The sequence below is a fragment of the Paracoccus sp. AK26 genome (assembly GCF_011801365.1).
In the GTDB taxonomy this organism is placed as follows: Bacteria; Pseudomonadota; Alphaproteobacteria; order Rhodobacterales; family Rhodobacteraceae; genus Paracoccus; species Paracoccus aerius.
This window is the reverse complement of sequence record NZ_CP041045.1, coordinates 23900-44111: the sequence shown is the minus strand read 5'-3', so window position 1 is coordinate 44111 and position 20212 is coordinate 23900. Positions and strand designations below refer to the sequence as shown.

16 protein-coding genes and 3 pseudogenes are annotated in these 20212 nt (G+C 64.5%); 17 read left to right on the top strand and 2 right to left on the bottom strand.

Going from position 1 to position 20212, the window contains the following annotated elements; all coding sequences use genetic code 11:
• The first annotated feature begins 5 nt into the window (after positions 1 to 5).
• The 9 genes and pseudogenes from FIU66_RS16015 (at position 6) to istB (ending at position 9910) form a co-directional block, all read left to right on the top strand.
• Positions 6 to 1403, top strand: a complete 1398-nt coding sequence (locus FIU66_RS16015; RefSeq protein ID WP_167623904.1) for a bifunctional enoyl-CoA hydratase/phosphate acetyltransferase — start codon at positions 6 to 8, stop codon at positions 1401 to 1403.
• Positions 1400 to 2584 carry an acetate/propionate family kinase gene (locus FIU66_RS16010; RefSeq protein WP_167623903.1) on the top strand — a complete coding sequence of 395 codons (1185 nt, stop codon included), beginning with the start codon at positions 1400 to 1402 and terminating at the stop codon, positions 2582 to 2584. The genes FIU66_RS16015 and FIU66_RS16010 overlap by 4 nt, the downstream gene beginning before the upstream one ends.
• Positions 2585 to 2661: 77 nt before the next feature.
• Positions 2662 to 3417 carry an SDR family NAD(P)-dependent oxidoreductase gene (locus FIU66_RS16005; RefSeq protein WP_370528985.1) on the top strand — a complete coding sequence of 252 codons (756 nt, stop codon included), beginning with the start codon at positions 2662 to 2664 and terminating at the stop codon, positions 3415 to 3417.
• 205 nt (positions 3418 to 3622) lie between these two features.
• Positions 3623 to 4387: pseudogene (locus tag FIU66_RS16000) on the top strand (IS110 family transposase); the annotation flags it as partial.
• 6 nt (positions 4388 to 4393) lie between these two features.
• The gene (locus FIU66_RS18335) at positions 4394 to 4567 is read left to right on the top strand and encodes a hypothetical protein (protein WP_370528989.1); all 174 of its coding nucleotides are present in this window, start codon (positions 4394 to 4396) and stop codon (positions 4565 to 4567) included.
• Positions 4568 to 4999: 432 nt separating this feature from the next.
• Positions 5000 to 5754, top strand: a pseudogene (locus FIU66_RS15995) (IS5 family transposase).
• Positions 5755 to 5865: 111 nt separating this feature from the next.
• Positions 5866 to 6897, top strand: coding sequence for an IS110 family transposase (locus FIU66_RS15990; protein WP_167623901.1), 1032 nt, complete (start codon positions 5866 to 5868; stop codon positions 6895 to 6897).
• 667 nt (positions 6898 to 7564) lie between these two features.
• A pseudogene (gene istA / locus FIU66_RS15985) lies at positions 7565 to 9137 on the top strand (IS21 family transposase).
• 17 nt (positions 9138 to 9154) lie between these two features.
• On the top strand, positions 9155 to 9910 hold the full coding sequence (istB, locus tag FIU66_RS15980; RefSeq protein WP_167623900.1) for an IS21-like element helper ATPase IstB: 756 nt from the start codon (positions 9155 to 9157) through the stop codon (positions 9908 to 9910).
• Between the two features lie 485 nt (positions 9911 to 10395).
• Here istB and FIU66_RS15975 read toward each other — a convergent pair whose 3' ends face one another.
• Both FIU66_RS15975 and FIU66_RS15970 read right to left on the bottom strand, forming a co-directional pair.
• A complete protein-coding gene (locus FIU66_RS15975; protein WP_240544826.1) occupies positions 10396 to 11562 on the bottom strand; it encodes a PotD/PotF family extracellular solute-binding protein in 1167 nt (388 codons plus the stop codon).
• On the bottom strand, positions 11555 to 12640 hold the full coding sequence (locus FIU66_RS15970) for a GntR family transcriptional regulator (RefSeq protein WP_210254102.1): 1086 nt from the start codon (positions 12638 to 12640) through the stop codon (positions 11555 to 11557). Before FIU66_RS15970 ends, FIU66_RS15975 begins: the two co-directional genes overlap by 8 nt.
• 186 nt (positions 12641 to 12826) lie before the next feature.
• Here FIU66_RS15970 and FIU66_RS15965 point away from each other — a divergent pair, with 186 nt between their 5' ends.
• The 8 genes from FIU66_RS15965 to FIU66_RS15930 all read left to right on the top strand — a co-directional run bounded on the left by FIU66_RS15965 (position 12827) and on the right by FIU66_RS15930 (position 20204).
• Positions 12827 to 14125 (top strand): PotD/PotF family extracellular solute-binding protein, encoded by a 1299-nt coding sequence (locus FIU66_RS15965; protein WP_370528982.1) that lies wholly within the window; start codon positions 12827 to 12829, stop codon positions 14123 to 14125.
• Between the two features lie 63 nt (positions 14126 to 14188).
• Positions 14189 to 15064, top strand: coding sequence for an ABC transporter permease (locus FIU66_RS15960; RefSeq protein WP_103173912.1), 876 nt, complete (start codon positions 14189 to 14191; stop codon positions 15062 to 15064).
• Positions 15065 to 15074: 10 nt separating this feature from the next.
• Entirely contained in the window at positions 15075 to 15914 is an 840-nt protein-coding gene (locus FIU66_RS15955; RefSeq protein ID WP_103173911.1) for an ABC transporter permease, read from the top strand.
• On the top strand, positions 15911 to 17026 hold the full coding sequence (locus FIU66_RS15950) for an ABC transporter ATP-binding protein (RefSeq protein WP_103173910.1): 1116 nt from the start codon (positions 15911 to 15913) through the stop codon (positions 17024 to 17026). Before FIU66_RS15955 ends, FIU66_RS15950 begins: the two co-directional genes overlap by 4 nt.
• Position 17027: 1 nt before the next feature.
• The gene (locus tag FIU66_RS15945; RefSeq protein ID WP_167623897.1) at positions 17028 to 18044 is read left to right on the top strand and encodes an asparaginase; all 1017 of its coding nucleotides are present in this window, start codon (positions 17028 to 17030) and stop codon (positions 18042 to 18044) included.
• On the top strand, positions 18044 to 18946 hold the full coding sequence (locus FIU66_RS15940; protein WP_167624257.1) for a polysaccharide deacetylase: 903 nt from the start codon (positions 18044 to 18046) through the stop codon (positions 18944 to 18946). Before FIU66_RS15945 ends, FIU66_RS15940 begins: the two co-directional genes overlap by 1 nt.
• Before the next feature lie 12 nt (positions 18947 to 18958).
• The gene (locus FIU66_RS15935; RefSeq protein ID WP_167623896.1) at positions 18959 to 19252 is read left to right on the top strand and encodes a hypothetical protein; all 294 of its coding nucleotides are present in this window, start codon (positions 18959 to 18961) and stop codon (positions 19250 to 19252) included.
• Positions 19245 to 20204 (top strand): GTP-binding protein, encoded by a 960-nt coding sequence (locus tag FIU66_RS15930; RefSeq protein ID WP_103173906.1) that lies wholly within the window; start codon positions 19245 to 19247, stop codon positions 20202 to 20204. The genes FIU66_RS15935 and FIU66_RS15930 overlap by 8 nt, the downstream gene beginning before the upstream one ends.
• Positions 20205 to 20212 lie beyond the last annotated feature (8 nt).

Genomic DNA, 20212 nt, shown 5'->3' with positions numbered 1-20212 from the left:
ACCGCGTGACCGAAGCCCTCAAGAACCATACCTTTGCCAGCTTGCGGATCGGTGACGAAGCCTCGCTGACGCGCACGGTCGGGGTCAACGACATCTCGATGGTGGCGGCGCTGTCGGGTGATGTGAGCCCTTCCAGCCTTGAGCCGGTCTTTGCGGGCGCTTCGCGCGGCCACAGCGCGGCCCATGGCAGCTGGACGGCAGCGATGGTGGCGGCGGTTCTGGGCACGCGCCTGCCAGGGCCGGGGACGATCCAGCTGGAGCAGAGCTTCCGTTTCCTGGTCCCCGCCATGCCCGGCGACACGGTGACCGCGACTGTCCGCGTGAGGGAAAAGCACGATGCCGACCGGGTGGTGCGGCTGGAGGCCTTCTGCATCAACCAGCGGGGAGAGCGGGTGCTGGAAGGCTCCGCCACTGTCATCGCCCCCGAAACCGACATGACCCTGCCCGCCGTGCCCGCACCGCAAGCCGTGCTGCTGCCCGCCAGCCGCTACACCCCCTTCATCGACGAAGCGCGATCCCTCCCCCCGATCCGTGCGGCCATCGTCCACCCCTGTTCGCGCGCTGCGATCCTGGGCGCGATCGAGGTCCGCGACGAGGGCCTGCTGGAGCCGCTGCTGATCGGCCCCGAGGCCAGGATCCGCGCCGCAGCCGCCGAGGCAGGCGTGTCGCTTGATGGCATCGACATCGAAGGCACGGAACACAGCCATGCCGCAGCCGCGCGGGCCGTGGAACTGGCGGCCTCCCGTCGGGTCGAGGTTCTGGTCAAGGGCAGCCTGCATTCCGACGAACTGCTGGGCGCGGTGGTGGCGCGGGATTCCGGGCTGCGCACAGCGCGGCGGATCAGCCACGCCTATGTCATGGACGTGCCCGCCTATGGCAAGCCGGTGATCGTGACGGACGCCGCGATCAACATCGCGCCCACCCTGGACCACAAACGCGATATCGCCCAGAACGCCATTGACTTGATGCACCTGCTGGGCGTGGACCAGCCGCGTCTGGCTGTTCTGGCCGCTGCGGAAACGGTCAATGCCGCCATGCCCGCCACCCTGGATGCCGCAGCCCTGACCGTGATGGCGGCACGCGGCCAGATCACCGGCGGGTTGGTCGATGGCCCGCTGGCCTTCGACAACGCCATCAGCCCCGAGGCGGCGCAGACCAAGGGCATCGCCTCGGCCGTGGCGGGACAGGCCGACATCCTGCTGGTCCCCGATCTGGAGGCCGGGAACATGCTGGCCAAGCAACTGATCTATTTCGCGGGCGCCACAGCCGCAGGCCTGGTCCTGGGCGCGCGGGTGCCGATCGTGCTGACCAGCAGGGCAGATCCCCTGTCCGCGCGCATCGCCTCGGCCGCGCTTGCCAAGCTGATCGTGACCCGCAACGTCGCCCAAGGGGTGCGGACATGACCGACACGATCCTGACCTTCAATGCCGGCTCCTCGACCGTGAAACTGGGCATCCATGCGATTGCCAGCACCCGCAGCCGCCCCCTGGCCCGCGCCGTGATCGACTTTCGCGACGACCCTCTTGAGGTGCGGCTGACACGAGACGGGCAGCTGCTGACCCATCCGCTTGCAGGCGCGGTTATCGGCGACATGACCGCGATCCTGAGCGCGGCGCTTGACTGGATTGGAACGCAGGTGGACCTTTCGGCCCTTGCGGGGATCGGGCATCGGGTGGTCCATGGCGGTGACCAGTTCGCGGGCCCTGCCATCATCGACGCCACGACCTTGGCGCAGATGGAAAGCCTGTCGCGGCTGGCGCCCCTGCACCAGCCGCAAAGCCTGCGCCTGATCCGCGCCGCGCGCGCGCTGTATCCCGATCTGACGCAGACCGCGTCCTTCGACACCGCCTTTCACGCCACGCATGACCCTCTGGCCCGGCGCCTTGCCATCCCCCGGGCGCTGCACGACCAAGGGATCCGCCGCTATGGTTTCCACGGGCTGTCCTATCGCCATATCGCGGATGCCCTGAGCAGGACCGACCTGCCTGCCGATGCCCGGGTGGTTGCAGCGCATCTGGGCAGCGGGGCCAGCCTTTGCGCCATGCAGGGCGGCATCAGCCGCGACAGTTCGATGGGTTTTTCAACGCTGGACGGCATTCCCATGGCGACCCGTTGCGGAGCCCTTGATCCGGGCGTGCTGCTGCATCTTCTGGGACCGATGGGCTGGACGCTGGATCGGGTGGAAAGGATGCTCTATCATGAAAGCGGGCTGTTGGGCGTGTCTGGCATCGACGCTGACAGCCGCGAGCTTCTGGACAGCGACCGTCCCGAGGCCGCCGAGGCGATCGGCCTGTTCTGCCTGCGCATCGCGGGCGAGGGCGCGCGCCTGGCCGTCACCCTGGGCGGGATCGACGCCCTGGTCTTCACCGCCGGCATTGGCGAACACCAGCCCCGCATCCGGGCCATGGTCGCGGAGCGGCTCGCCTGGCTTGGGCTGGTTCTGGATGACCACGCGAACGCGGCCAATGCTCCCTTCATCAGCAGCAGCGACAGCCGCGTCGCTGCACTCGTCATTCCCGCCGACGAGGAGCGCGTGATCGCCGAGGAAGCCTTTGGCCTGCTCGGAAAACCCGCCATCCGTTGACCTGCGTCAAGGTGGGAACTGCCCTTCCGGAGCGACCTTGACATCCGATGACCTGAAAGGAACGTGCCATGACCGACATTCGCTTCGACTTCTCGGGCCGCACCGCGATCGTGACCGGGGCCGCCTCGGGCTTGGGGCGTGAGATCGCCCTCGAGCTTGGAGCCTCGGGCGCGCTTGTGATCGTCAGCGACCTTCACGACGATCCCTGCCGCCGCGTGGTGGACGAGATCGCCGCAGCCGGGGGCAAGGCCAAGGCCTTTGCCGCCGATGTCACCGACGAGGATGCCATGCACGCGATGGCGTCGTTCGCGGAAAAGGACTGCGGCGGGCTGCACATGGCGGTGAACAATGCAGGCATCGGTGGACCGTCGATGCCGACCGGAGATTATCCGTCGCAGGACTGGCGCCGCGTGATCGACATCAACCTGAACGGCGTCTTCTACGGCATGCGGTGGCAGATCCCCGCCATGCTGCGCACGGGAGGCGGGTCCATCGTCAACATGTCCTCGATCCTGGGGTCGGTCGGTTTTGCCAATTCCGCGCCCTATGTCGCGGCCAAGCACGGGCTTCTGGGACTGACCAAGACCGCGGCCATGGAGTATGCGCAACAGGGCATCCGCGTGAATGCCGTGGGTCCGGCCTTCATCGACACGCCCTTGTTGTCGGCCAATCTGTCGGCCGAAGTCATGGAAGGCTTGGCCGCCCTGCATCCGATGGGCCGCATCGGCAAACCTGCTGAGGTGTCGGCCCTGACCTGCTTCCTGCTGTCGAACCGCGCCAGCTTCATCACCGGCAGCTATCACCTCGTGGATGGCGGCTATACCGCGCCGTAGTCGATCACCTTGTCTTATTCAGGGGCTGGCTCCTGAGGGTATACAGGAGCCACTGCCCGCCACGCCATTTATGGCGGGCAGTGGCGGCGGTTGGATCGTCATCTGCTGGGTCAGCAAGGACCGTTTGTGAGTTTGATCAACCGCCGTCTTCACCAGGGGCCTGAACGGATACGCGTGTTTGCGCCACGCATGACAAGCATAGGACATGGCGAAGATGACTGAACATACCATTGGCATCGACATCTCGAAAACCCATCTCGATGCCTTCCGGCTGGAAGACCAGGCGGCGCGGCGGTTTGAGAACGCGCCCCGGGGTTTCCGGGCCTTGATCCGCTGGCTCGGTCAGACGCCGGTCGCCCGCATCGTCTTCGAACCGACAGGGCCTTATCATCGAGCCTTCGAGACGGCGCTGTCGGCCAAGCTGCCGCTGGTCAAGGTCAATCCGCTGCAGGCCCGTCGCTTTGCCGAGGCATGCGGGATGCGGGCCAAGACCGATGCCGTCGATGCACGCATCCTGGCCCGGATGGGGGCCGCCCTGAAGCTGGAACCGGATGCGCCCGCCGCGGAGAACCTGCTTGTGCTCAAAGACTTGCAGGTGGCGCGGACGGCACTGGTCAAGGAGCGAACCCGCCTGCGCAACCGCAGCCATGTGCAGCTCAATCCGATCCTGAGACGCCAGATCAAGGCGCGCCTGACCCTCGCCGAGCGCCAGCTCGCCGAGCTCGATGCCGAAATTGCACGCCATATCGCCAGCGACAAAGCCCTGGAGCGCAAGCGCGAGATCCTGTGCTCGATCCCCGGCCTCGGAGCCATCGCAGCCGCGCTGATCCTCACCTTCCTGCCCGAAATCGGCACCCGCGACAGAAAGCAGGCCGGAAGTCTCGCCGGCCTTGTCCCGCACAGCCGCGAGTCCGGTCAGTAGAAGGGAAAGTCATTCATCAGCGGCGGGCGAAAGCCCCTGCGTAACGCGCTCTACATGCCCGCCGTCGTGGCCACGCGCTTCAACCCTGATCTCAAGGCAAAATACCATACCCTACGCGCGGCGGGAAAGCCCGCCAAGGTTGCTATCGTCACGCTCATGCGCAAGCTCATCGAGATGGCCAACGCTCTCGTCAAAGCCGATCGCCACTGGGTCTATAAACCTGCTTGACCAAGACGGATACTCACAGGCAAGCACAATCTGTCCGACATGCGGCGGCTTGACACCCAGGAAGTCAGCGCCGCCATGCGTCATATTGCACTGTTTGCCAAACAACCTTCAGCCTTTGCAGATCGTCGACGCAGTACGGGTGTTATGGAATTCTGAGGAAAAGTCTCTCGCTGGCCGCCGGAGTTCCCAATCATGCGCTACTATACCCCCCGCTGCTTCGACGCAGGCAGCCTTGCGTTTGATTCCACAGTCCGTGCAGCGGACCCGGCGAAGGCATGGGCATTGTCGATGCAGCCGGGCAACGTGCTGTAGATTAGCAGCCCGCACAGTTCAGCCATGGCGGCACCAGTCTTCGACTGATGACTGCAAGGCTCCAGACCCATTGATTTCACGCCCCTTGCATGATTCAGGCCCCGCAAGGAGACCTGATCAATGAGCAACCTGTTCTGGCTGACCGAGGCGCAGGTGGCACGCCTTCGCCCTTTCTTTCCCAAGAGTCATGGCCGCCCGCGTGTCGATGATCTTCGGGTGTTGAGCGGTATTATCTTCATCAATCGCAATGGCTTGCGGTGGTGCGATGCGCCGAAGGAATACGGACCTTCGAAGACCCTCTACAATCGTTGGAAGCGTTGGAGCGACAAAGGGGTCTTTGCCCGGATCATGGTTGGCCTGGCTGACGAGGGCGCAGATCCAAAGACGATCATGATCGACGCAACTTATCTGAAGGCGCACCGCACGGCTTGCAGCCTGCGCGTAAAAAAAGGGGGCGCGCTCGCCAGATCGGTCGGACCAAAGGCGGCATGAACACAAAGCTGCACGCCGTGACCGATGCGAAAGGCCGGCCCATCCGGTTCTTCATGTCGGCAGGACAGAAACAGCGGCTACACGGGTGCGGCGGCGATGTTGAGCAGCTTGCCAAAGGCTGAGTGGCTTTTGGCCGATCGGGGATATGATGCTGACTGGATACGAAAAGCGCTGCAAGACAGTGGGATAAAGGCGTGCATCCCCGGACGGAAGTCCCGCAAGAAGACCATGAAATACGATAAGCGCCGCTACGGCGCAATCGCATCGAGATCATGTTCGGTCGGCTGAAAGACTGGAGACGGGTCGCCACCCGTTACGACAGGTGTCCGGAGACCTACCTTTCCGCGATCGCTTTGGCCGCAACCGTCCTCTTCTGGCTGTGATCAAGAACGAGATGCTGTAACGGGGCCTGCGTCGCGCTGTCCGTTACCGCTTGCAAGATCAGGGGCAAGCTGTCGCCGTTCCCGTATCAGATCCACAAGGAGGACTGCGGGATGAGGCTGTTTGTCGGACTGGACGTATCGTTGGCGAAAATCGCGATCTGCGCGATCAGCGAACATGGGCGGATTGTCAGGGAGGCTCAGGTGGCCAGCGAGCCTGAGGCGCTGCTACGCTGGATCGGTGAGCAGGATGGAAGCATCGCCGCTATTGGGCTCGAGGCTGGTCCCTTGTCGCAGTGGCTTCATCGCGGGCTGACTGAGGCCGGACAGCCTGTCGTGCTGATGGAAACCCGGCAGGTGAAGGGCGCCCTGAAGGCCATGCCGATCAAGACGGATCGGCGAGACGCCGAAGGTATCGCCCGTTTGCTTCACCTCGGCTGGTTCCGGCCAGTTCACTGCAAATCTGTCTCGGCCCAAGAAGTTCGCGCCCTGCTTGGCGCTCGCAAGGCTGTGCAGCAGAGCTTCATCGCTCTGGAACTCTCCCTGCGGGGTCTGCTGCGGAACTTTGGACTGAAGGTTGGCGCGATCTCCCGTGGCCGGTTCGAACACCGCATCCGGGAATTGGCTGCAGGCAATCCAATGTTGGAGGATGCGACAGAACCAATGCTCCGGGCGCGGGTGTCTCTCCGGCAAGAATTGGCAGGGCTGGAACGCCGTGTTCGACAACTCGCCCATGAAGACCCTGTCTGTCATCGCCTGATGTCGATGCCCGGGATCGGCCCGGTTGTGGCGCTGACTTACCGGTCAGCTGTCGATGATCCCGCCCGCTTCACATCTTCGAAGAAGGTCGGGCCTTGGGTGGGTTTGACACCCTCACGCAACCAGTCGGGTGAGCGCGATGTCTCGGGCGGGATCACCAAGGCCGGCGATGTGAACCTGCGGCGCGCATTATGCCAGGCTGCCACCGTCATGATGCACCGGGGGCGATCGACATGGCTGAGAAGCTGGGCGGTGCAGGTGGCCCGTCGCCGCGGGGCCAAGCGAGCAATGGTTGCCCTTGCACGACGTATCAGCGTGATCCTGCACCGGATGTGGGTTGATGGCACCAGCTTCCGGTCCGAAATCCGGGTGCCTCATATGGCCTGACCGCAAGAGTTACTTACCGTTGCCTGCCTGATCGCAGGCCTTCGAGGTTCTCCAGGGACGCGGTTCCGATGATGTCGTGGTCAGGACTGTTGCCGAACCATATCGAGCACGCCAATGAGATGGGCACATCGGAATTGCATTGGACCAGCATCATGTTGGCGGCCGTTGCGCCGACCACGGACCGAAGCATGCACCCGGGGTGATCTCAGACAAAGGCATGCACAGGATGGCGACGAGACATGCCAGGCTTCTGCACTCCGCCTTGCGACGGAGCGCTGTTTTGCGTCAGAAAGTAATTGACTGGGACGGCCCCGTTACCGAAGTCCTGACCCTAGGGAGCGACGAAACCGCGTTGCCCGTTATCAACCGCTGGATCGAGGAGTTACACGCCGGCACCAGGGTCACCAGCCCAGTCGCCGTGAGTTCTGAAGCTGAGGAGTAGGTGATCGACAGTCAAGCCGACTACCCTCCACTATAGGTGCGCGCACCACGGTGATCCGACCACACATTCCATGAACATCCGACCGGGCATTCCACGACCATCCGACCACCCGTTCCAGCCGCATCCGACCAGGCTGATCTGAGCGGGCTCCGTCACGCGGGGCGGGTCTGAGGCAGACCACCTGCGCTACCCAGAAGCTGTTGCGACAGCGGAAGAAGGGGCGCGATGAGGAGACTGCCGATGAGGAAGATCGAGGACGTGCTGCGCCTGCATGCGCAGGGCATGTCGACCCGGCGGATCGCACTTGCGACCGGTGTCGGGAAGACGACGGTGATCGAGTATCTGCGCCGTGCCGCGGTGGCTGGCCTGTCCTGGCCGCTGCCCGAGGGCCTGGACGAGGAGGCACTGGAGCGGCGGGTGTTTCCGCCTCCGCCGCCCTCGCAGGACCGGCAATTCGCCGCTGCAGACTGGGCGATGGTTCATCGCGAGCTGAAGCGGCCGGGCGTCACGCTGGCGCTGCTTTGGGATGAGTATCGGGGCCAGCACCCCGACGGCTATGGCTACTCGGCCTTTTGCGAGCATTACCGCCGCTGGGTCGGGCGGCTTTCGCCCGTCATGCGTCAACGCCATGTCGCAGGCGAGCGGATGTTCGTCGACTACTCGGGCACCCGGATGACGGTGACCGACCCGGTGACCGGCGCTGCCCGTCCAGCGGAGATCTTCATTGCCGTCATGGGCGCCTCGAACATGATCCTCAGGCCGAGGCGACCTGGAGCCAGGCGCTGCCGGATTGGATCGGCGCTCATACCCGTGCCTTTGCCGCGTTTGGGGCGGTGCCGGCGCTTGTCGTTTCGGATAATCTCAAGGCTGGCGTGATCCGGGCCTGCTTCTACGAGCCCGAGATCAACCGCAGCTACGCCGAGATGGCGGCGCATTACGGCACGGCCATCCTTCCGGCGCGGCCCTACAAGCCACGCGAGTAAGCCATCGAGGCGCCATCGGTCCGAGCCCGATGGCGAACGCCAAGGTCGAAGGGGCGGTTCTTCTTGCTCAGCGCTGGATCATCGCGCGACTGCGCAACCGGCAGTTCTTCACCCTCGACGAACTCAACGCCGCCATCCGCAAGGAGCTTGCTCGCCTGAACGCCCGTGTCAGCCGTCATCTGGGCGCCGCGCGTCAGGACCTTTTCGAGACGCTTGATCGCCCGGCCATGCAGCCGCTGCCTCCGGAGCCTTTCGTCCATGCCGACTGGCGCCGCGCCACGGTTGGTGCCGACTATCATGTCCGGCTGGAAGGCCACCATTACTCGGTGCCACACGACCTGATCCGCCAGCAGCTCTGGGCACGGCTGACGGCGGGCACCGTCGAGATCTTCCGCGCCGGCAAGCGTGTGGCCTGCCACAGGCGCGCTTCCCCCGGCGACACCGGCGCAACGACGCTGAACGACCATCGTCCTGCCAGCCATCGCCGTTATGCCGAGACCACGCCCGAGCAGCTGCGCGACCGGGCCGCCCGCATCGGTCCTGCCACCGGGATCCTGATCGACGTCATCCTCCGCGACAGGCCGCACCCCGAACAGGGCTTTCGCTCCTGCCTCGGCATCCTGCGTCTGGCCCGCAGCTATGGGCCCGAGCGGGTCGAGGCCGCCTGTGACCGCGCGCTCGCCATCAACACCCGCACCATGACGTCGGTGAAGTCGATCCTGCTGAACCGCCTCGACGGCCGTCCCCCGGACCGGCCACCCGAAGCCCCGCCCATCACCCATGCCAACATCCGTGGCGCCAAGTTCTTCCACTGACCAAAGGAGACAAACCCTTGCTGACCCACCCCACCCTTGAGGCACTGAACGCGTTGAAGCTCGACGGCATGGCCGAAGCTTTTGCCGAGCTGCTCAGCGAAGATCGCGGCCGCAGCCTCGACCCCGTCGCCTGGATCGGGCTGATGCTGGACCGCGAAGAGGCCCGGCGCGGCACCCGCCGGTTCCAGTCGCGCCTGCGGGCCGCCAACCTGCGCCATGGTGGCGCCTGCATGGAGGATGTGGACTACCGGACCTCCCGCGGCCTCGATCGCGCCTTGTTCCAAAGCCTCGCCAGCCCTGACTGGATCGACCGGCACCGCTCGGTCCTGATCACCGGGCCCTGCGGGGTCGGCAAGTCGTGGCTGGCCTGCGCACTCGGCCACGGGGCCAGCCGAGCGGACCGCACCGTTCTTTACCAACGGCTGCCGCGGCTCTTCTCCGACCTCGAGCTGGCGCGCGGCGACGGGCGCTTCGACCGGCTGTTCCGCAAGATCGCGCGTGTGGATCTTCTGATCCTCGACGACTGGGGTCCCGACCGCCTGACCGCTACGCAGCGCCGCGACCTGATGGAGATCGTCGAGGAGCGCTACGGCCGCCGCTCGACCATCGTCACCAGTCAGCTCCCCGTGGAGTCCTGGCACGATGTCATTGGCGAGCCCACCTTCGCCGACGCCATCCTCGACAGGCTGGTTCACAATGCCTACCGGATCTCCCTCGATGGCCCGTCGCTGCGCAAGACCGGCATCGACAACCACGCCGAGGCCAGCCAATGAGCAGGACCCCGGCCCCGGGTTGCCCACTGGTCCCTCCCACGCGCCCGACACCGCCAGCCTCCTGGCGGGCGCGGCGCCGGGCGCGCGGGACCCTCCCGTGGACAACCCTCCGCACCACCGTCACCCTTGACCGGATGCCCCCGGATCAACCATGAAGACTTTGCCTCAGACCGCTACCGCCGACCGGTCGGATGATCGGGGAACGGCTGGTCGGATGTTGCTGGAATAAGCGGTCGGATGCCGTGGAATACGCACTATAGGATCGACTCGTGGGACAGGACGCCGATCCCGTGCCGCTTCTGGAAGTCCTGCGCGACCTAAACCTACTCCAAGGCCGGGCCTTTTTCTGAGCTGCAACCGAACCCAAGGTACGTAGCGCCATGCACGAATACATGGTGGGCGATCGCGGCCACCCGCTGACATGGCTGAAATCGTGGGGCATTGGCAGAAGGGGTGAGAGCCTATTCGCTTCCCGGCAGCCAGGCCTAACCTTGAAGGAACTCATGCCAGCGCCGGACTAGGTAATTGTGTTCGGGCATGATGGTGCTCCAGACGGTGATATTCGAAAGGCGCTGTTGATAGCTTCCTCCAGCGCGACGCTCGCCCTTCTGCACGATGATCGCTCCAGACTGGTCGGGCAGATCCGCGGCTGCCGGAAGGCCGCCATACCAATAGTCCCATTCCTGGTCCGTCAGGGTTTCGCACAGCCGCGACGGCACCGAGACGTAATAGCCCTGCCGCGCCATGATCGCGCCCGGTACGCCGTCAAGCCACCAGTTCAGATAGCGATAGGCCATATCCAAGCGGTCGCCGTGAAGGGCGGCGGACAGGCTCATGCCCGAATGCCAGCCACGATACCCTTCCACCGGGGCGGCATAGGTCAGAGCGTGGTCCAAGCTCCTCAGCCCGTAATAGGCGGGCGACCACAACGAAGACAGGACGCAGCCCGACGTCGACAGCAGGCGGATCGAGTCCTCGGCCGAACTCCAGAAGCGGCTGAAATGGCCGCTGCGCTTGCGCGCCATCAGATGCCCGAACATCTCGTCGATCTCTTCGACCGTCAGATCGCCGGGGTCGCCTATCCTCATCAGCCCGGCGGCCTGGACGGCCAGGGCAAGCTCGACAGCGCTGGCAGCCGGATCCAGGCTCAGCGCGCATCGCCCATGCCAGCGGCCGTCCAGAAGCCAAGCCCAGCTTTCCGGCTCGGCAGGATGCCGGCGTAGCGCCAGTTCCGGCCCATAGGCGAAGCTATCCATGTTGTAAGAAGTCGGCAGCATCGAGATGACCGGATGGGCCGAGGCGGGCGTGGCCGACAGCGACCGGTCGGGCTGGACGAACAGCACATCGGCGGGGCGCGTCCCGAAGCCGCGCCCCGGTCCTGCGAAGACATCCGAGGCCCAGACATCCCGCCAATGTCTGATCCGGGACGTGTCGATCGGCTGGATCGACCCTGCTGTCCACAGAAGGTCTACCGAATGGAACCACTGATCGTAGACGTCATAGCTGTCGGGGGACAGGACGCCCCGGCTTTGGCACGACAGGCCGTCCAGCACCTCGAACTGCACGGGGAAGTCCAGGTCGGCATGGGCCTGCCGGCGCAGCGCCTCGGTCAGGGTGGCGGATGTACCGATGACCCGCAGCGCCTCAGCCATCCTGGCCTCGATAGACAGGCGTCATATAGGGGGCCATGTCTGGCGCCTCGAGCAGCGACAGAACCCGCAGCCGCGCCAAGGCCAGGGCTTCGATGCGGCACAGGTGACCGTGCAGGACAGCCTCGGCCTGCTGGACCTGTCCCTGCCCCAGGTGACGCAGGATCCGGGCATATTCCTGCAGGGCGGGCAGGTCGTCGATGATGGGAAAGTGGCGCCTGAACAGGCGGGGCACCAGAAGGGACAACTGATTCCGGCGGATCGACCCCAAAAGACGCGAATTGCGCACGTCCCGGTACATGTCCACGAACATCGCCTCCTCCAGCCGATCGATTGTCGCGCCGCCGCAGGCGGGAAAGCTGTCGATCGCCGCCTCGATGTCCCCCAAAAGCCGGTCAAAGCCTTCGTTGGCGCGGTCGGCCGCGACCATCCCGAGTGCCCCGGGTTCAAGAAGGCGGCGCATCTGAAGCGTGTCGCGCAGATCCCGGGCCGTCATCTGGCCGACGATCCAGTGGGACTTGCGGTTCTTCTCGACCAGCCGCCGGTCCATCAGGCGCCACAATACCTCGCGCGCGACGGTGCGGCTGACGTTGAAATGATCGCCGAGTTCGGTTTCTTGGATGCGAAAACTGCCGAAGGGCATGCAGCTTGTGACGACATCGGCCACTTCAGAAAAGATCCGCTCCCACGAGGCAGTACGGTTCAGGTCGCCAGTTTCCCGTGCGAGGATTTCGTGCAGGCGCCGGGACGATAACCGCAGGGGAATACCTGATCGTCCGACGACATAGCCCTGACCCGCCGCCGCAGTGACCAAGCCGTCTTCAGCGAGAAGCGCTAGGGCCCGGCGCACCGGCGCTCGGCTTATCCCCAGTTGGCTGGAAATCGGCGCCTCTTTCAGCAGGGCTCCTTCAGGCAGTTCGTCCTGCCGGATCTTGGCCGCAAGAAGATCACGCACAGACGTATACAGAAAGGCACTGCCCGTGTCCCTGACGCGGCCTGTCCATTCCTTGCCATCCGAGATCATGCCGATTCGCTCATTGCTCAAAATTCGCGCAGGTTTTCGGTGCAAACAGGCAGTCATTTCCCTGAATACCCTCACCAATCCTAATAGATATATTCTTGGAGCAAAGCCGAAAATGTGCATTGCATCCCAAAGACAGTTTGCTACCGTGATCCTATCGCCGCTGAGTCTCAGAAGGCCGCAGAACTGGCCCGGGCCGGCGTAATTCCGTGGCGGATGCCGCGGCAACCAACCGGGAGAGATGGCATGACAGACATGAATGATAAGGACTCTGCGGGGCTGACGCGCCGCGGCTTTCTGAAGACCTCGGCCGCGACGGCCGGGGTTGCGGCCGGTTCCGGCATCCTTGGCGCGCCGATGATCTGGGCGCAGAACATCAAGGACGTGACCCTGAACCAAGTTGGTCCGTCCTATTCTGTGATCGCGGACATTGCGGAAAAGGCCAGCGCCGATCTTGGCTTCAGGATCGTTCCGCAGACCGCCGACAGCACCGCGCTGATGACCAAGGTGGTCAGCCAGCCCGAGACCATCGACATCGCAGACCTGGAGTTCTGGGCGATGCAGAAGGTCTGGCGGTCGGGCAAGTTGCAGCCGGTCGAGATCGCCAGGATTGCCAACTGGTCGAAGATGACGCCGCTGATGAGGGACGGCAAGAACTTTGACGGGTCAGAGCTGTCTCGCCAAGGCACCATGCCCTTCGAGGTGATGTATACCGGCGGCCCCGGCGACACGTCCTTCGCAGCCGAGGCCACTGATTACGCGACCACCATGCCGACGATCTACAACGCCGACACCGTGGGGATCCGGTCAGATCTGATCGGCCGGCCCGTGGAAAGCTGGGCCGAGCTGTTCAACCCCGAATTCAAGGGCAAGACTGCCCTGGTGAACATCCCGCAGATCGGCATCATGGACGCGGCCATGGCCCTGGAAGCCATGGGCGAGATCACCTATGGCGACAAGGGCAACATGACCCGGGACGAGATCGACCACACCATCACCCGGTTGATCGAGTTGAAGAAGGCAGGCCAGTTCCGCGCCTTCTGGTCCACCTTCGACGAATCCGTGAACCTGATGGCTGCGGGCGAAGTCGTGATCCAGTCGATGTGGTCGCCGGCCGTGACGGCGGTGAAATCGCGCGGTCTCGGATGCGTCTATCAGGGCCTGAAGGAAGGGTATCGCGGTTGGGGCTTGGGGATGGGCCTAATGGGTCACCTGGAAGGGCTGAAGCGCGAGGCAGCCTATGAATACCTGAACTGGTATCTGACCGGCTGGCAGGGCGCCTTCATCGCCCGGCAGGGCTACTACTCGTCGGTCCCGGAAACCGCCTTGGCCAACCTGACGCCGAACGAAGTGGGCTACTGGTACGAAGGCAAGCCCGCGACCGAGGACATCCTGGATCCTTACGGCGCGGTGATGGACAAGGCCGGCGCCCTACGCGACGGCGGGTCCTTCCAGGATCGCATGGGCAATGTCGCCTGCTGGAATACGGTAATGGACGAGGAACGCTACATGGTCCAGCGCTGGAACGAGTTCATCTCGGCCTGATGAGCGGGGCGGCGCGGCCCGCCGCCCCTTCATGGAACGGCACCTGGACCAAGGAACCCTGTCATGTCCGCGCAATCATCGGGGGGCGGTACGCGCATGACCCCCTATCTTCAGGTGGCGCCGCTTGCCATCATCATGCTGGCCATGGTCGGCATTCCCATCGGCACGGTGCTGCTGCTCAGCTTCTGGGAATCGGACGGGATTTCCGTCTATCCTGCCTTCACCTGGCAGAACTACCGCGACGTACTGTCCGCCGGCGTCACGCTGACGCTGTTTGTCAACACGCTGGAATACGCGGCGATGGTGCTGGTGGCGACCGTCCTGATCGGCTTCACATGTTCCTATTTTCTGGTTTTCCATGTCCGCAACCTGAAATGGCAGATCGGGCTTTTCCTGCTCTGCACGATCCCGTTCTGGACCTCGAACGTGATCCGCATGGTCAGTTGGATCCCCTTCCTCGGGCGCGAGGGGCTGTTCAACCAGATGCTGATGCAGGCCGGGCTGATCCAGCAGCCGCTGGACATCCTGCTCTATTCCGATTTCGCTGTGGTGCTGACCTATATCCACCTTTTCACGCTGTTCATGATCGTGCCGATCTTCAACAGCATGGCCAAGATCAATCCCAACCTGATCGAGGCCGCGCGTGACGCCGGCGCCAATTCCTGGCAGATCCTGACCGGCGTGATCGTTCCGCTGTCTAAGACCGGGATCGCCCTTGGGTCGATCTTCGTCGTCACGCTAGTGATGGGCGATTTCTTCGTCGTCCGGGTGATGAGCGGGGGCCAGAGCGCCTCCGTCGTCTCGGCCATGAAGAACCAGATCGACCAGTTGTTCTATCCTCAGGCCGCGGCCATGGCGGTGCTTCTGGTGCTGGTGGTGGTACTGATGGTTTCGGCCATCCTGCGCGTGGTGGACATCCGCGCGGAACTGGCGCGGTAAGGAGGCGGTTATGACGCAATCATCCACGCGCCGGGGTGCGGGCTTTTACGTCCTGGCGGCCTTCTTCGCGCTGTTCGTGCTGTTCCTCTATGGCCCGATGCTGATGATCTTCATCCTCAGCTTTCAGGGGCCGACGGGCGGATTGACCTTCCCGATGCGCGGGGTGTCGACGCATTGGTTCAACGACCTCTGGACCTCCAGCCGATATGGAGATCTGGGTGGGGCGTTCCGGCGGTCGCTGGCCCTGGGCGTCATGGCCATGGCGATCACGGCGGTCGTATGCCTGTTCGCGGCGCTTGGCTTCCGCCGCCGGTTCTGGGGTGCGGGGCCGATCTTCTATCTGTCGATCATCAGCCTGATCGTGCCCGGCATCCTGCTGGGCCTGGGCATCAGCCAGTTCTTCCAACTGCTTGGCCTGCGACTGTCGTGGTGGATGTCGGGCCTTGGCGCGCATCTCAGCTGGACGCTGCCGTTCGGGCTGCTGATCATGTTCGCCGTGCTGAACCGCTTCGACGGATCGTGGGAGGAAGCGGCCCGTGACGCTGGCGCCCGGCCTTGGCAGGTGCTGCGCCTTGTCACCGTGCCGATCCTGTTCCCCGGCCTGATCGCCGTCGCCCTATTCGGCTTTACCCTGTCCTATGATGAAATGCCGCGATCGCTGCTGACCGTGGGAGGCAGGAACACCCTGCCAATCGAGATTTCCAACATGACCACCAACGTCACGACGCCCGCGCTTTATGCCATCGGGACCGTGACATCCGCCGTCAGCTTCCTGGTGATTGCCATGGCTTTCCTGGCCATCGCCGTCATCCAGAAACAGCGGTCGCGCGCCAAGGGAAAGACTGAATGACCGAACAAAGCCGCATCGACATCCGGCATGTCACCAAGCTCTACGGGCGGACCAAGGCCGTCAACAATGTCGACCTGACCATCGACGGCGGGGCCTATTGCTGCATGATCGGCCCCTCGGGCTGCGGCAAGACCACGCTGCTGCGGATGATCGCCGGGCATGAGACGCCGACATCGGGCAGCATCCTGATCGGAGGGACGGATGTGACCACGGCCCGCACCGGCAGCCGGGGCACGGCGCTGATGTTCCAGAACTATGCGCTGTTCCCGCATCTGTCGCTGGCCGATAACGTGGCCTTCAGCCTGCGGGTCAAGGGCGTGCGCGCCGACGAACGGCGGCAGGCCGCACGCGAGATGCTGGACAGGGTGCAGCTTCTGCATCTGGCCGACCGGGTGCCGTCCGAACTGTCGGGCGGCCAGCAGCAGCGCGTGGCCTTGGCGCGCGCGCTGATCAACAAGCCTAAGGTGCTGCTGCTGGACGAGCCCCTGTCGGCCCTGGACGAATTCCTGCGCCTGAAGATGCGTGTGGAACTGAAACGCCTTCAGAACGACTTGGGCATCACCTTCATCCACGTCACCCACACGCAACCCGAGGCCATCGCCCTGGCCGATCAGGTGGTGGTGATGGATCACGGGCTGATCGAGCAGGCCGCCAGCCCGCGCGAGATCTACAATCGCCCGCACAGCCCCTATGTCGCGCGCTTCATGGGGGGCCAGAACGTGCTGGCGGGCCGGGTGGAACGCATCGACGGGACCAAAGCGGTGGTTGCGGGGCGGAACGGAGGTGTTTACGACCTGCCCGCCGCGCCGGGGACAGCGCCGGACCAGGACCTGCGCTTTTCCGTGCGCCGTGACCGGATTGTAACCCGGCCCGAACCTGCGGCGCGCAATGGGTTGTCCGGAAGGGTGGTCAACATCGAATACCAGGGCACCTTCGTAAAGGTCGCTCTCGACACCGGTCTGGGCGAGGAGTTCATGATCTACATGGACGACGAGGATTACTTCGCGCATCCCCACCGGGTCGGCGACACCGTGCACGCCGCTTGGGACGCTGGCCTGAACCATCATCTGCCCGGCATGAATGATTCGACCGGCACCCCGCACGAGGATTAGGATGAAACCCCGGGTCGAGATCATCGCCCTTGGCGGCACCATCGCCTGCGCGCCTGACTCGGGCGCATCGGGTGTGGCTCCCAGCCTGACGGGCATGGATCTGGTGGCGGCGGTCCCGCAACTGGGCACCTTGGCACAGATCGGCGCGCGGAACCTGTCGAACCTGCCTTCGACGGAAATCGGCCTGCCGCTGTTGTTCGACCTGGCGGCGGCGATCCGCGCGCATGAGGATGAGGGGATCGCGGGCATCGTGGTCACGCAGGGCACCGACACCATTGAGGAAACGGCCTTTGTCCTGCACCTGCTGCATCGGGGATCCATGCCGGTCGTGGTGACGGGGGCCATGCGCAACCCCTCGTTGCCCGGAGCCGACGGTCCCGCCAACTTGCTGGCCGCCGTGGCCTGCGCGGTGGATCCTGGCTGCCGCGATCTGGGTGTCATGGTGGCCTTTGACGACGTGATCCATCCCGCCGCCTGGGTGCAGAAACGCGACACCTCGTCGACCGGAGCCTTCTGGTCCCCGGCGCCGCTGGGCTGGATGGCCGAGGAGCGCCCTGCCCTTTATGCAAAGGCCCCCCACAGGGCGGCATTCGACATTCCGCAAGACGCCACCCTGCCGTTCGTGCCGATCCTGAAGCCCGGCCTGTCCGACCCGCCTCTGCTGGTCGATGCCTGTCTGGCCGCAGGCGCCGCCGGTCTGGTTTTGGATCTGGCAGGTGGCGGGCATGTGCATTCATCCTGGCTGGACCCGCTGACCGCGGCGGCGGAACGCATGCCTGTGGTCTTTTCCAGCCGGACCCGGGGCGGACGCGTGCTATCGCGGACCTATGGCCAGGTTGGAGGAGAAATCGACCTGCTGAACCGGGGTCTGCAGGGCAGCGGCGATCTGGACGCGCTGAAGGCGCGGCTGGTGCTGATACTGGCGCTGATGACCGGAGCGCCCGGCCGGTTCGGCGAGGTTACGAACCTGTCCTGGCAGCCCGGCAATTTCGAAACCATCCCAACACGGAGACCATGATGAGCAAGAAAATCTACTGCGCCTTCGGCACCGACATCGACTCTGTCGCAGGCTGGATCGGATCCTATGGCGGCGGCGACAGCCCCTCCGACATCCAGCGCGGCGTCTTCGCGACCGAGGTCGGCATCCCCCGCCTGCTGCGGCTGTTCAAGAAATACGACCTGCGCACCAGCTTCTTCATCCCCGGTCATTCGCTGGAAACCTTCCCCGACCAGATGCGGATGATCGTGGACGCCGGTCACGAAATCGGCGCGCATGGTTATCTACATGAAAACCCAATCGCCATGACGCCCCAGCAAGAGGAAGACGTTCTGGTCAAGTCGATTGAGCTGATCGAGGGCCTGACCGGCCGTGCGCCGCGCGGTTATGTGGCGCCCTGGTGGGAAATGTCGAACTCGACTGCCGCGCTGCTCCAGAAATACAACTTCAGCTATGACCATTCGCAGGGCTATCGCGACTTCCAGCCCTTCTACGCGCGGGTCGGTGACGAATGGAACACCATCGACTATACCAGGCAGGCGAAGGAGTGGATGCATCCACTGAAGCATGGCAGGGAAATCGACCTCGTCGATATCGCGGCCAACTGGTATGTGGACGACCTGCCGCCGATGATGTTCATGAAGAAGGCCCCGAACAGCCACGGCTTCGTCAATCCCCGCCATATCGAGGAGATGTGGCGCGACCAGTTTGACTGGGTGTATCGGGAAATGGATTACGGCGTCTTCGCCTTCACCATCCATCCCGATGTTTCGGGACGGCCTCAGGTGCTGCTAATGCTGGAACGGCTGATTGAATACATCAACGGCCATGAAGGCGTGGAATGGGCCACGTTCGAGGAGATCGCGGACGATTTCCGCAAGCGTTATCCCTTCGATTCGGGCAAGCGGCCCGAGGTGATCTGAAAGGAGAAGGCCATGTGCAGCGCCTGCGGTTTTCCGACCGCGCCGGGACACTGGACGGATGCGGGCGCGCAGACGCCCGGCGACCGGCTGCGCCTGCGCTTTTCCCGGCAGGAGGCGATCAACCGCCTTCTAGCCCCCTATGGGTTGAAGGCCTGGGACGACGGCGTCACCCCGGGCCTGCAACTCTTTGCGCCGGGTGGGCAGCGGGAACTGGTGCCGGATCTGGCCGCGCTGTGGGCCGTGGCTGGACGGATGGCGGGGCAACCCATCGACCCGCTGTCCGATCGGGCCCTGGCTGATGCCTGAAACCCGTTCGGATGGCCGCCTGCCGCTGACGATCCTGGGCGGCTTTCTGGGCGCCGGGAAGAGCACTTGGCTGCGCCACCAACTGCACATGGGACGATTTGTCCGGCATCATGTCCTGGTAAACGAGGCGGCGGAAACCCCGGTGGACAACCTGCTGCTGGCCGGGGCGGGCCGGATCACCGTCCTGGCCGGGGGCTGCGCCTGCTGCACGGAATTGCCGGGGCTGCTTTCAACACTGCGCGCCATCTGCGACGCGGCCAGCGGCCGACAGGCGGGTCGGATCGCGGGGATCCTGTTGGAAACCAGTGGGTTGGCGGATCCGGGCCGGATCGCTGAGGCCATAGCGGAAGATTCCGTCCTGACCCGCCGTCTGGCTATGGCGCAGACGCTGGTTCTGGTGGACAGCCTTCATGGGAGCCCCCAACTCGCCACCGAACACCTCGCGCGCGCGCAGATCGAGGCGGCGGACGAGTTGATCCTGACCAAGCCCCTGCAGGCCGATCCTGCAACCGTGGGACGTATCGCGTTGACGCTGCGCCAGATCAACCCTGGTGCCGCCCTGTCGGCGGCGGAACATGGCGTTCCCGTTCCGCTGCCCATGGAAGAGGGCCTTCGTCCCCTCGACCTGCCCCCGCTTGGCGCCAGCGAGCCGATCATGCCCTATCGACTGGAGGCCAGCGGCGAGGGCGGGTGGGTGGCGCTGTCCACCTGGCTTTCCGCCCTGCTTCAGGCCCGGGGCGACGACATCGTGCGCATCAAGGGCGTGGTGCGCACGTCGGCCGGGCGCCTGCTGCTGCAATCGGTACGGCAGGTCGTGCAGCCACCCGAAATCCTGCCAGAGGACAACGATGCCCTGGCCGGACCGCCGCCCGAGGAAGGCGTGATCGTGCTGATCGGCCGGGGCATGGATGCAGACAGGCTGGGCCGGTCATGGCGCCGCTTCGGCGCCTGACCGGCGCG